This window comes from Rhodopirellula sp. SH410 (genome assembly GCF_055811895.1).
The window spans coordinates 7,987,905-8,001,404 of record NZ_CM147949.1; the positions used below are offsets into that span (position 1 = coordinate 7,987,905).

Here is a 13,500-nt window from a genome sequence, read left to right on the forward strand (position 1 = left end):
GCGACCGAATGATTTAACAAGTGTGACTACCAAGCAACTCGGCCATACGGCGGCGAAATATTCGTCGTATGGTCTTTCTGGCGACCATATCGCAAAGGTTATACCTGTTCCCATCCCGAACACAGTAGTCAAGCTTTGTGAGCCGATGATAGTGCCCACCAGCGTGAAAGTAGGTATTGCCAGATTTTTGAATTTATAAAAGCGCTCCAGGTTAAACTGGAGGGCTTTTTTTATGCGCGGTGCGGCCGGTGCCGACCAGCCTCGTCCGCTCAGATCGGTCGCCGCCCCCGGCGCCTACGGCCGGTAGGAACCGGCCCTACGTATGTTGGTAGGGCCGGTTCCCACCGGCCATCCACCTGGCTTGTCGACCGAGATCGGGTGTAGCTCCCCGGTGCATATGGCCGGTAGGAACCGGCCCTACATATGCTCGTAGGGCCGGTTCCCACCGGCCATCCACTTGGCTGGTGCACTGAGATCGGGTGTAGCTCCCCCGGTGCCTATGGCCGGTAGGACCCGGCCCTGCATATGCTCGTAGGCCGGTTCCCACCGGCCATCCACTTGGCTTGTCCACTGAGATTGGGTGTAGCTCCCCCGGTGCATATGGCCGGTAGGAACCGGCCCTACGTTCGCTCGTAGGCCGGTTCCCACCGGCCACCCACCTGGCTTGTCCACCGAGATCGGGTGCAGCTCCCCGGTGCATATGGCCGGTAGGAACCGGCCCTACGTATGCTTGTAGGGCCGGTTCCCACCGGCCATCCACCTGGCTGGTCCACTGAGATCGGGTGTAGCTCCCCCGGCGCATACGGCCGGTAGGAACCGGCCCTACATATGCTCGTTGGGCCGGTTCCCACCATGTCATTCCCCACAAACCTGGATCCCCTGTCAGCTTGTCTGACAGGAATCTCCGTTTCGTGATTAGATAAAGATGGAGCATTCACCCCGGTCTCATGCGGGCTTGCCCCGCATGACAGCAAAGTTGATCGACTTGGTTTCGTGTCAGACGAGCCGACAGGGGAAAGTGTGTCGATACCGTGGTTTTCTAATTGGAAAACGTCGCTTCGGCGTGTGACAAGCATACGGGGGAGCAAACTTGTGGGTAATCAACAGGTAGGAACGCGTCATCCATCTGGCTTCTCCGCTGAGATCGGGTGCAGCTCTCAACATTTACCGGCTGCTTGACGATTGAGTCGATTGTTGCCCGATGATCCGTTTGGACGATCGTTTGCGTTTTATGGTGACTTCAGGCTGAGGCAGAAGAATGGCACGGCAAGCATTTGCGTAGTGTTTCCTGCCGTCCGATGTGGAGGGCAAAAGTGATTCACTCTTCGGTTCACATTCTGCACCCTGGAATCGAACCTGAGTCGCAACGCGTTCAAACCACCGGCGGAACCACTGCCTCTTTGAATTGCAGATTGTGCTGACAAATGATGCAGCCCAACCATCCCCGGCGGACTGTTGGCGGATTCGCCGCGACAGATGCTGGACTGGAAACAAAAAGCAGAAGCCTATCTCCCAGCACTTGGGGCGCCTCTCCCCCCCCTAAGCACCGGACATTGTTGAGGTGCCTTCCCCTCGACGAAAAACAGAAGGCATGTTGACGACCTAGCCCATGACTGACCGTTGCTGTGGCATCCAGTTTGCAATTGGTTCGTTCGCCAGCACGACAGTATGGCAGCGGTGATCTCAATTGGCGGAAGGTGTCGGCATATCCATACAAGGCAGTTGGTGACAGCAAGTGGGAGTATGGCTCCGAGACGCTGAGATTTGCGATTCTCGGAGAGACTTGCCCATTCAGGGTTCCGCTGCCTGAATTTCACCCAATGTACTTAGGCCGTTCTGGAATTCCTCATTCGCCCCCTAGGCAGGAGATCGGTTGGACCAGGGATTGGCCTAAGCACTGCACATCCAGCACACCTACAGAAAGTAAGCCGAAGATGACGACAGCGCGAAAGCTCCTGTGCTATTTCATGGTGCTTTGGTGTCCTTCGTTCACAGGTACATTTGCGGACGAGAAAAATTCGCGAACCATCTCGTCGATCACCATGATACGGGACGGCACGGTGGTAGTGCGTTATGGTGAGCCATCAGTTGACATCTTGCTTGGGAGCATAGCCCCCGGTTCGAAGATTCAAGCCAAGGTTACTATTGTCAACCCGTCAAGCCGCGACATTGAGTTTGATTCTATTCAAACGCAATGCAACTGCACGTCGATTCAACCGAGCAGCGGCAAAATTGAATCCGGCGGCAAGCTACAGTTCACTGCAGATTTCGATGTCAACTTAATTCCCGGGGTAACTTCGAGTGTTGCAACATTCTATCTGATGCAAGGAATGAATCGGATCGCTCGGGTCGGCTTGCATTATAAGCTGGCGCATGTAGCAACGTTCACTCCCCGCATGATTACTGTTTCATCGTCGCCAGAGGTGGACGAGATCAGCTTTGTAATTCCCTGGGTGTGCGGTGAGGATGTCAAGGCGAGCGATCTTACGTTTGACTGGAGTGACGAGCTATCTGCCGTAGAATGTAGCGTTGATCATCGGCATAAGATACTGAACTGTCGCTTGCCCACCACGTTGCCAGCGAATGGGTCACTTTACGGATGCGTAACAGTCTCAAACACAAAAAGCAGCGTGACTGATCAGATACCGGTATCCATCGAACAGGGTGAAAGCATGTCTGTGTTTCCCAGTCTCGCCATATTCTCGAAAGATACCAGGGATGTTCAGTATACCTCCACTGTGGTGGTGACGATCAACCAGCCTGGCGACTCATCCTCCAAGTTGACAGTCGACGCGATCGCCGGAAGCAATGAAATTGAATCTTCGATCGTGTCAGCCCACGGGCAATATTACCGTGTCAAGCTAACGTCAGATGCAGAGACGCTTTCCAACGCTATCCTGGAGGGGCGGACTGGATTGATCGAAATACACATTCGCACCGAAGATAAGAAATACACGAAACAACTCAAGTTCATGTTTAATTCACCTAAGCAACAAAAAAAGGCTCCTCGGCATGATGCATCAATTTAATATCTTGTGTTCTCTCGCATTCCTCCTGCTGGCCACGGGAACCGCGAATGCACAGACATGCTATGTCCAGTACACAGTGGACTGTGGAACAATAAATCCGACACAAGCATTAAGCTGCAGTTCAACGAATTGCGTTCAAGTTGGAGTCTACTATTCAAACGGGCAGCCGATTCCAGTGTATGGATGCCCGACATCAGCCAGGGACCAGTATGACTTGATTGATAAACAGCATACCTATTTGTCCGTATTCAATTCAGACATCCATGGGGATGAGTACGCAGCAACAAATTTCTTTGTCGACTCATCTGATTATTGCTCGGTATGGTTTCCGTGCGATTACACCAGTGTCTGCAGTGGACCAGGTGACTTCTGCAAGCAGGATCTCACCATTAGTGGAACACCGTTTAATTATCGCGATCTATTGATCCCCGACATTGCTGCTATCTGTCACACCCCCGATTGATCACCTGCCAAGGAACATAAGGAGCGATTCCAAAAGATGACTACTAGAATGGTAAAACGCGGAACCCTCACGGATAAGAAGATATTGGTTGAGGTGGTGGCCCTTGCAATCCTCATTGTGTCACTACTGGCGCATTCCTGTGTTGCGGATGGTCCAGTCAGCCGTGCTACGCAGGAACAATTGGACCCAAGAAGTCTCATCAAGGCCTGCCAGGCATACTGGGAGAACCTGAATGGATTTGATGTCTTAGTATCACTGGAGACAACAATTTCCTACGACGGACGGGAGTTCCCATCAACTCGTTCGAAGTTTCGATTGCGGATGAATCGACAAGGGAAACGCTGTCTTTATGTCGCTAAGAAGAAAACCTTATCGGCAGAGTCTGGATTCGCTGGTAGAACTGACCCCTGGTTGAGTGAAACGATTGCCATCGCACTCACAGAAGATCGTTCGGAATTGATCATCTTTCCCGACCGAGTTGTCTCAAGAAGAACTAGCGGGTTTGAAGCTGGACTGCAAGAATCTTTATCTATTGATTTTACGCGTTTCGGACTCTCTGAGTTTCCTATCCTCTATGTCCATAGCAACAAACTACAGAAGCGACTGCTGGATTGCTTTGGCTCGGGGGCGGAAGTTTCAGCAGAAAGAGCGGGTGACCAGACGACCACGATTACAAGTAAAGTCGGGCCTGAGGAGGGTCCGGTCATTCGAAGATGGGAGATTGACAATGTGCATCTGCGGGTAAACTCGTATGGCGTGTGGCATACCTACGGAATGCCACATGAATCCCAGCAGTTCAAGCAATCGATCCAGTACGGTGAAGACGATCGTCCGATGTTTCTGATAGAGGAGCAGAGGGTGATCGTGCCAAAAGCTATTTCAAAGAATGAGAAAACTGTCCTGGGTGAGAGATCAACTGTCGTTGAATTTCTTTGGCTGCCGAGTGACTCGCTCGCGGGTACCGAGAAGTGGGGGATCGCCAGCGCTGATACTCTGGAGGAGATTTCTGAACTCTTGGTAGCTCCCGAATAAGCATAGCTGGCCGGGGCCTGTGACAGGGAAACGCTTCGAGCCAGAAAAGGGGAAGGAGAATGACCGCCTGGCCGGTGCACTGAGATCGGGTGTCGCGTCCCGGTGGATACGGCCGGTAGGAACCGGCCCTACTGGCTCGCTAACAAATCGCTCCCACCCGGCGAGAGTGCTCAGTACTGCGACGTTTCAGCCAATAGAAACCACGCAGCCACACCGATGATGAGGCCCGCGAGGACGGCTGCGACGGCGATGCGGGCGTAGGTCGGTCGGTTTCTCAGGATCCAGTCGGCGGCACCGATGCACGATGGCGTTAGCAAGAGGAGAGCGTAGAGCCAAGCGGGGTGGTCTTCGTAGGTGTAGAAACGTCCTGCGGCCGTGGTACAGACTGCGAACAGAGTTGCTGGATAGGCCACACACCATAGGTTTCGCTTCGGCAGGCAGGCCGCTCCGACGGCAAATACCAGAGTTGCGACGATGGCGGCGAATCCCCATTCGGCCAAGCCCGCGTAGGCGCTCGCGGCGAGAATCGTGGGACCAGCCAATCCAGACAGCGCCACGAGCAAAATCCATCGCTCGGTGCCGCGGCGAGCCATCTGGTCGAGCATCCAGAGATTGAGCAGACTCGCTCCTGCTACCGCGGCCAACCACGTCCGATGTTCAGGGAAGAGGTCGACCCAGCCCTCACCGCTGGGCATGGCCACCATGGCCAGGGCAATACAACCCAGTGCAGCGGCAATCCAGCGAAATTCGTGGGCGCGAGATTTCTGAAACGCCGTCAACGCCAGCAATAAAGCGGTGATGGTGAGTGGCACGTGGACTTGCTGCCAGGCTTCGAGGTTCCACCAGCTCAGTGCCGATGCATCGAGCTCCTGGCGAACGATCAACGTGATTGCAATCGCACCGCACCAACCCAGTGTGGTGATCGCAGCAGCGAAGTAATCCGTCAGCCAGTGATCACGTCGAGAAACCAGGAAAACGATTAGCACGCACGCCAGCGAAACGGTCGCTGGCGCGCCAACGCACCATATTAGAATGTCGCGTTCCATTGAACTAGCGATTCAGTACGAGCACGGCGGAAACCGCCACGTCGTCGTTGATTTTCCCTTTGCCGTATTCCATGCCCCAGAGCGTTCGGTCGATCTTGAAATCGGTTTTCAGGGTGATTGTTGCGTCCGTCACCTCGGCGGCCGCTGGCAGGGTGACCTCAACCTCTTTGCCCAACATTTTCATCTTGCCGACAATGGTTACTTTCGCTCCGTCGGTGGCATGCGTAACTTTGGTCGCTTCGAAGGTGATCGTGGGGTATTTTCGCACATCAAAAAAGTCGGGGCTCTTCAGGTGGTTGGTCAGCTTTTCGTTGTCCGAAAACAAACTGCCTGACTGGATGACTATTTTGAGCGAGCCGTTGCTCGGGTTCTCCAGGTCGGCTTCCGCATCAGCGGTGAATTTTTTGAACCCGCCTTTGTGTTGTCCATCCGGCTTGGCGCCAACGAAGTTGATCTGGGAATGCTCTTGGTCGAGCGCGAGTTTTTCAGCGGCAGTCGAAATTCCGGTGGTGAAACAGACGAAGGCCAACAGCATGGCAAAGCGGTTAAGCATGTGAGGGTTACCTAAGGTGGTGAGAGGGTGGGGATGGTCCTCATTGTAGCGACTCAGTCCCAGCTCAGACTACCAGCGGATTGGTACTCGGTGACGCGGGTCTCGAAGAAGTTCTTTTCCTTGGCCAGGTCCATGGTCTCGCTCATCCAAGGAAATGGATTTTGCGATCCGTACTGCTTGGCCAGTCCGATCCGTTCGAGACGACGGTCGGCGACATATTGAACGTAATCACGGAACATCGACTCGTTTAGCCCGAGGATTCCGTTGGGCAAGCAATCGGCGGCATACTCCAGTTCGAGCTCGACAGCTTGTTTGACTCGGTCGATCATCGCGTTTCGAAAATCTTCGGTCCAGAGATGCGGGTTCTCGCTCTTGATGCCATTGATCAGGTCGATACCGAAATTCAGGTGAATCGTTTCGTCACGAAGGATGTACTGAAATTGCTCGCCAATTCCGGTCATCAGATTGCGGCGGTGGAACGAGAGCATCATCACGAAGCCGGTATAAAAGAACACGCCTTCCATGATGAGGTAGTAGCCGATCAGGTTTTTCAATAGTGCTTGGGCACCTTCGTCGGTATCGGTGCTGAAGTTGGGATCGAGCACTTCGGCGGTCAGTTCGGTTTCAAACGCATCTTTGCGAGCGATCGAAGGGACTTCGTGGTACATGTTGAACACCTCGCCTTCGTCCAGGCCGAGGCTATCGACGACGTACAAAAACGTGTGCGAATGGACTGCCTCCTCAAAGGCCTGTCGCAGGAGGTATTGCCGGCACTCGGCGTTGGTGACGTGTTTGAAGATTGCCAACACGAGGTTGTTGCCCACCAGACTTTCAGCAGTTGAGAAGAAGCCCAGGTTGCGGATGATCACTCGGCGTTCGGCTTCGCTGAGTCGATTGCTACGCCACGTTTCGATGTCTTTGGTCATCGGAACTTCGGTGGGCATCCAGTGGTTGGCACAACCGTTCTGATAATGCTCCCATGCCCAGTTGTATTTCAGGGGCATTAATTGGTTGACGTCGACTTGATTGCAATTGATCAGTCGTTTTTCGGCGGCGGTAAATCGGTGGCTGGTGGGCATGAAATAAGTAGGGTTCAGAGGAGTGGAAGGGTTCGGGGGCACGTGACCGGCGCGTTGCAACGGATCGCTGGGGTCTCCGAGCCGATCGCGTCGGCGCCATTGCGATCTCGTTTGCAGCTCGGAGAGCCGAACGCCCTTGTGGAGATTTGTCCGAGACTTACTGACAGGCTTCGCAGTCGGGGTTGTTCACATCGCAAACCTGCGCGGGCAGCTTGTCATGGGTGATCAGGTCGGGCTCGCTGGCATCAGCACGTTCGCTGCGGTCGACACGAATCCCACTGGATTCACTCTGCGATTTCATCCACCGTGGCTGGATGCCGAAACGATTGACGTCGACGGTCGATTTTTCAACTTGCGTCGCGGCCAGTGAGCGGAGGTAATAAGCACGTCGGGTGAATTTATTCGGCATAATTAAAAAGCGTAGGCATATACGACACTTCTCCAAACTCATTGAGTGTTTTCGTAAGTGTGTTTAGCAGTGTACTGAAGCGCTCCCAGGCGCCAGCGGGGAGCAGTTGGTACTTGAGTTTTTTCCAAAGCATTTCAATTGCATTCAGCTCTGGACTGTATGGCGGCAGATGGTAGATGTAGAGTCCTTTCTCTGCCCAGTCTTCCATGCGAGTTTGAAATGCTCCGCTCGTGTGGACTGAGGCATTGTCAAGGACCACAACAGTTGGACCGTCGATTGTTTGGCAATAATCATCGAAAATTGCAATCACCATTTCGCTGTTCACGTAGCCTTTGTGGAGATAGGTGTGGGTTTCACCGTCTTGACCCTGAAACCCAATCGCTTGAACGTTGCTGCCGTGTGCCCCGGTTACGGGTATTTCGTAGCGTCGACCGATCGGTTGCCATCCGTAGGGAACAACTCCTTTGAGCGAGAAACCCGCCTCGTCAAAGTAAACAACGTTCAAATCCGGTTCTTCGAGAAACTCGGCTAGCTCTTCCTTGGCCAATTGAAATTTCTTTTCATCCCGTTTTTGCCGCAAACTTCGACGATAACGTTTCCAACTCAGCCGAAACCGCCTCGCGTATTCTCGCAGAGTGGGTCGCTTGATTTCCTTGCCGGTTTTTTCTTTCAGCTCTTTCAGCACCTTGGCTGGTCGATTCGGGTATTTTCGAAGTAGTCGCCGGAGAGTTTGCTGCTCTGAGGCGTTGAGTATCGGCGGCGCACCGGGATGCTCGGAGTCTTCAAGTGCGTCGGGGCCGCCTTCTGAAAATCTGTCAATCCAACTGGATACCGAATCTCGATCCACGCCAAAGATATCGACAAGGGAACTTATTTCGTACTGTTGGTCGCTGAGTAAGATTGCGTGCGCACGAACTCGCGTATAGTGGCAATGATGACTTTTCCACATTTCCGTCAGTTGCTGTTTTTGCTCGACTGAGCCAATTTGTGCGAATTTTGTAGAGGGGCGTGCCATTTGAATCTCCCGGTTCGTGAAACAGGGAGAAACATGATGCTTCGCATAATCTCGACCATCGAGCATTTGCTAGCAAATCAGAAAGGATTCCCAACTCAACATGGGTGCAAAAAGCTTGCCAGTTATACCGAAATACTTACCCAGATGTGCTTAGGTCGTCTTGAGCCCCTGTTGCCATGCCGAACGGTACATCGCATCGATCGCCTTGCCGCTGGGTTCCGCCAGATACAAGTTGAGTGATTGTCCTTGATCGATCCATTTCTGCCGGCGTGCGGCGGCAGCGACCAGCCACGAGGGCTCGATTTCGAATGCGGTGGCAAATAGCAGACGCAAGTCGTCGGGGATGGTTGCGATGGCACCAATCGCGCCATCGTAGTACTTCAACGCATCGACCATGTTGGTGTCCCACAACCCGCGTGACTTCAGTGCATCGACCAACGCCACGTTCACCTGTGTGAACTCGCCCGATAAATTGCTCTTGGAATACAATTGTTTGTAGGTGGGTTCGATCGACTGGGTCACCCCCACGATCGTCGAGATGGTTGCCGTCGGCGCGATGGCGAGGCAATTGCTGTTGCGCATCCCGTGCTTTGCGATGTTCTGCCGGACGACGTCCCAGTCCAGTGTGGTGCTGCGATCGACGTCGATCGTCTCACCACGCTCCGATTCCAGTGAATCCAACGTATCGATCGGCAGCGAACCACGATCCCATTTCGAGCCCGCGTACGATTCGTAGTTGCCACGTTGGGCCGCCAACTCACTCGAGGCCAACAGGGCGTAGTAGCTGATCGCTTCCATACTGATGTCGGCAAATGCGACGGCTTCCGCCGAGGCGGTCGGTATGCCGAGTTGATACAGGGCATCCTGATATCCCATGACTCCCAGTCCGACTGGGCGGTGGCGGAGGTTTGCGTTTCTCGCTTCGACGGTGGGGTAGTAGTTGATGTCGATGACGTTGTCGAGCATCCGCATCGCCGTCTTGATTGTGGTGCGAAGCAGATCGCGATCAAGCTGACCATCGACGATATGATCGCCGAGATTGATCGAACCCAAATTGCAGACGGCAGTTTCGTCGCGACTGGTGTTCAGCAAAATCTCCGTGCATAGATTGCTGCTGTGGACGACGCCTGCGTGATCCTGGGGCGAACGGATATTCGAGGGATCCTTGAACGTCACCCAGGGATGTCCGGTTTCAAACAGTCGTGTTAACAGCTTGCGCCATAAATCGATTGCGGGCATTTCGCGATGCAGTCGAATTTTGCCTGCGGCGGCGTCGGTTTCGTATTGTTCGTACCGGGTCTTGAAGCCCTGACCGAACAGGTCGTGCAAATCCGGTACTTCGTCGGGACTGAACAGCGTCCACCTTTGACCGTCACGAACACGCTGCATGAACAGATCGGGGATCCAGGCGGCCGTGTGCATATCGTGCGTCCGCCGCCGATCGTCGCCGGTATTCTTGCGCAGATCCAAGAACTCTTCGAAGTCGAGATGCCACGGTTCCATGTAGGCGCATACCGCGCCTTTGCGTTTGCCACCTTGATTGACTGCGACGGCGGCATCGTTGACGATCTTCAGGAATGGAATCACACCTTGGCTCTCGCCGTTGGTGCCGTGGATCTTGCTGCCGGTCGCGCGAATATTCGTCCAGTCATTCCCGAGGCCACCGGCCCATTTGGACAGCATCGCGTTATCGCCCACGCACTTGAAAATGTGCTCAAGATCATCCTGGACCGTGGTCAGGTAACAACTGCTCAATTGCGGGTGCGGTGTTCCGGAATTGAACAGTGTTGGGGTGGCACTGGTGAAACGGAAACTCGACAGCAATCGGTAGAACTCGATCGCACGGGTATCCCGGTCATCGCCTTCAGCGAGCGCTAAGCCCATCGCCACCCGCATCCAAAAGTACTGCGGTGTCTCGATCCGCCGACCATTTTTATGTAGCAGATACCGATCATAGATCGTCTGCAGGCCGAGATAGCGAAACTTGCTGTCTCGCTCCGGCAGGAGTGCGGCGGCGAGTTTGACAAGGTCGAAGTTGCGCAGTTCACCGGCCAGTCGTTCGCAGCGGATACCTTCGATGATGTAGTGTTCGAACTGGTCCCGATACACCTGCTCAAAATGGTCAGCGAACTGAGATTTGCGGAGTGCTTGACGGTAGATAATCCAACGCTGCAGTTGTGCGGCCAAGGCATCGTAGGCTGGATCTCGCTCGATACGACTGCGTGCGGCGAGAACCAGGGCGCGGGTGATATCGCTGGGAGTCATCCCGTTGAAGGACCCTCGGATCACTTCAGCGATGATCTCGTCGGTATCCACTTCGGGGAGCTTGGCCTCGGGGCATTGTTCGAGAAATCGAACGAGTCGCTGGCGGTCAAACGGAACCTGGACCCCCGGTTCCAGCTCGACATGGATTCGAGTTTCCGGCGGGGGAGTATTGTCCATGCTATCGAGCGATCCGTCCTCGCCGCGTACCGCACGCATCCGCGCATGTTCGGTGCGATAGAGGATATAACAACGCGCGACACGGAAGTGTCCGCGCTGCATCAGGCCAATTTCAACGATGTCCTGAACCTGCTCGACATTCATTGCCGAATCACCACTGGACTGGGCCGCCAGCTGGTGGACTTGATCCACGATCGATGCGATATCCGCGACCATTTCAGATGGCAGCGGCTGAGCCTTGGCCAGGTTCAGTTCCGCTCGGAACGCCTTTTCAATCGCACCATGGATGCGGTCTCGATCGAAGTCGGCTTCGCGTCCATCCCGTTTACGCACCGCCATCGCCAGCGTCTGTTCGGCTGTCCAACCCATGCCCATGATTCCTGTATTGATCCAGGCGCAGCCCCGAACGCTTCTTCAATTTGGAAACGCGCAAAACCGAACCCCAGTCTCTTTCACTGAACAGCGAATGGAGATCGCGAAGGCACAGGCCAAACGCAATGGTCACTTCGCTGCAACGCACTCCCCAATCCAAGAGGGCTCCCTACGTCTATTTCGTGGTAGGTCTTCTGACTCACTGCCGACGACTCTTCCGGCCTTCTCGCTGAACGGAATCAGCAATGGCCCTTCATGATCAAAAGGAAGAGTGGTTTGGGTGTGCGGACACACCTCAGACAGTTCACAGCGGCTGGACCATCCCGGAATCACACCGGAGTTCCCTGTTCACTCACCAGCAAGAGTTGCTAGCAAGTCACCACGAACGCCCGGATTGTTAGGCATGGCAACGCGGCTGTCAAGGATGAAAAATGCCGCTGGCAATCGATCAACGGGAGCGAGGGGCTACTGCAACAACACAGGTTTGCCATCGACTACACCGGAGACGAGCTGAATCGTGGGCTCGTCCGCACGCTCTCGGTCTGGGTTTGCTTCCCCCCGAGTTTTCTTGGTGCCGCCGGTTGCTTTGGATTTTGTTGCGATCGGCGTGGCGCTGTCGCGACCTGGCAGTTCGAGCAGCAACCGCATCATTTCTTCGGCGGCGCCTCCCGCGACCGTCTTGATCATCTCGCGGTCGGTTTCATCGCCGAATTCATAGGTGACCGCGGTCACGCCGAGGGTGTTATTGACCCACGCTTTGCTCGTGCTGCGGTGGGCGTTGTGGTTGTCATCCACGTTGACGTCATAGTCGGGAAAACGGCTTTGGATGGACGAGAACCACTGGCGGGTGAATCCGACCGGAAACACATTTGGGTTGGGTGCGGGGATGTAAAAGATATCGTTGTAGGTACTGTGGAAATCAACGAAGAGACACAACCGGCGGTCGCCGGTTCGCCGGCACGCCAACAACCGATCTCGGACCGCTCGGGTTTCAGGCTGGGTGAAATGGGACCAATCGCGGTTCAGGTCCACGCCTTGGGCGTTGGTACGCCAGTGCCCATGATGCACACCGTCGGGGTTGACCGTCGGCACGACCAAGGCAGCAAAACGCTTGCGAAAACGCTGGGCGAGGTCGGACGATCCGGCGAGAGTGTCGACAAAGTTCAGCATGCCGATCGCGCCGGTCACCTCCGGCGGATGCTGGCGAGCGATGATGTAAACGTAGTTCGGGGCTTCGCATTCGGTAATCGTCAATTGCTCGACGGGCCGGCCTTGAACCGATTGACCGATCTGCTCGCGCTCGACATAGGGCAATCCAGCGAGTTGTTCGGACCACTGCGATACTTCGTCGGTGCCGAGCAATTCTTGGCCAGCAATCCACAGCGGTTTTGAATCGACGGGAACTCGCAGCTCGACGTCTTGGCCGGACTCGCTCGTCTCCACGACGAGGTCGGTCGCCGATTGCCAATTCTCGCCATCGCGACTGATCTTGGGGTCGTAACGGTGCGACCCGTTCACGTAGTGCAGGAGAATTCGGATCGTTTTCGGACTCTGTGACTGAACCTGAAAGGCATACCAAGCACTATTGTTGATCGGAGCCGATTCGGGAGCGATCGTGACGGTAAACGTGTCGGGGCTGATTTGCGAGCAATCTTTCATTCGCCCGCCCGGGAAATCGCTGGTGATGAAAACTCCACCACGACGACTTTCGAATTCCGAGTGGCCATGTTGCAGGGAGGGTTCACTGCTCGCTGGCGCGACGATCGCCACGGCAAAAAGAATGGCTAGACTGGCAGCCATCGCGTTGACGAAAAAGGGATTTCGGCGACTGGATCTCATGCTCGGCACTCCTTGACCGTGAATGTCTGTTCAGGAATGAGGCCAGCAGAGCCGACCTAATCATGATTTTTTTGCGCACGGGGGTTTGCACGAAGTCTGCCTCGGTGGGGAACCGATGACTTGGTGCAGTCATGCATCCTCCGATGATCCAAAGGGATCAACCGAGAACAAACCGACCACTGGCGGGGCCAGCCCATCGGGGCTGGGTGGGGTCGGTTAGA

9 protein-coding genes, 1 rRNA gene and 1 riboswitch are annotated in these 13,500 nt (G+C 54.8%); of the genes, 3 read left to right on the forward strand and 7 right to left on the reverse strand.

The features are described from left to right. Positions 1-76: 76 nt before the first annotated feature. The 3 genes from rrf to SH410x_RS29470 all read left to right on the forward strand — a co-directional run bounded on the left by rrf (position 77) and on the right by SH410x_RS29470 (position 4,524). Positions 77-185: ribosomal RNA gene (gene rrf, locus SH410x_RS29460) — 5S ribosomal RNA — on the forward strand. Positions 186-1,934: 1,749 nt separating this feature from the next. Next, a complete protein-coding gene (locus SH410x_RS29465; RefSeq protein WP_473673331.1) occupies positions 1,935-3,029 on the forward strand; it encodes an Ig-like domain-containing protein in 1,095 nt (364 codons plus the stop codon). A 499-nt stretch (positions 3,030-3,528) separates the two neighbouring features. Further along, positions 3,529-4,524, forward strand: a complete 996-nt coding sequence (locus tag SH410x_RS29470; protein ID WP_473673333.1) for a hypothetical protein — start codon at positions 3,529-3,531, stop codon at positions 4,522-4,524. 170 nt (positions 4,525-4,694) lie between these two features. Here SH410x_RS29470 and SH410x_RS29475 read toward each other — a convergent pair whose 3' ends face one another. The 7 genes from SH410x_RS29475 to SH410x_RS29505 all read right to left on the reverse strand — a co-directional run bounded on the left by SH410x_RS29475 (position 4,695) and on the right by SH410x_RS29505 (position 13,240). Next, positions 4,695-5,570 carry a hypothetical protein gene (locus tag SH410x_RS29475; RefSeq protein WP_473673335.1) on the reverse strand — a complete coding sequence of 292 codons (876 nt, stop codon included), beginning with the start codon at positions 5,568-5,570 and terminating at the stop codon, positions 4,695-4,697. A 4-nt stretch (positions 5,571-5,574) separates the two neighbouring features. Next, positions 5,575-6,123 carry a YceI family protein gene (locus SH410x_RS29480; protein ID WP_473673337.1) on the reverse strand — a complete coding sequence of 183 codons (549 nt, stop codon included), beginning with the start codon at positions 6,121-6,123 and terminating at the stop codon, positions 5,575-5,577. Between the two features lie 53 nt (positions 6,124-6,176). Then, entirely contained in the window at positions 6,177-7,202 is a 1,026-nt protein-coding gene (locus tag SH410x_RS29485) for a ribonucleotide-diphosphate reductase subunit beta (RefSeq protein ID WP_473673339.1), read from the reverse strand. Between the two features lie 157 nt (positions 7,203-7,359). Then, positions 7,360-7,611, reverse strand: a complete 252-nt coding sequence (locus tag SH410x_RS29490; RefSeq protein WP_473673341.1) for a hypothetical protein — start codon at positions 7,609-7,611, stop codon at positions 7,360-7,362. Continuing rightward, the gene (locus SH410x_RS29495) at positions 7,601-8,692 is read right to left on the reverse strand and encodes an IS630 family transposase (protein WP_473668492.1); all 1,092 of its coding nucleotides are present in this window, start codon (positions 8,690-8,692) and stop codon (positions 7,601-7,603) included. The genes SH410x_RS29490 and SH410x_RS29495 overlap by 11 nt, the downstream gene beginning before the upstream one ends. Positions 8,693-8,776: 84 nt before the next feature. Beyond that, on the reverse strand, positions 8,777-11,437 hold the full coding sequence (locus tag SH410x_RS29500; RefSeq protein ID WP_473673343.1) for a ribonucleoside-diphosphate reductase subunit alpha: 2,661 nt from the start codon (positions 11,435-11,437) through the stop codon (positions 8,777-8,779). A 170-nt stretch (positions 11,438-11,607) separates the two neighbouring features. Beyond that, positions 11,608-11,839, reverse strand: a riboswitch (cobalamin riboswitch). A 66-nt stretch (positions 11,840-11,905) separates the two neighbouring features. Continuing rightward, the gene (locus SH410x_RS29505; RefSeq protein WP_473673345.1) at positions 11,906-13,240 is read right to left on the reverse strand and encodes a M14 family metallopeptidase; all 1,335 of its coding nucleotides are present in this window, start codon (positions 13,238-13,240) and stop codon (positions 11,906-11,908) included. Positions 13,241-13,500 lie beyond the last annotated feature (260 nt).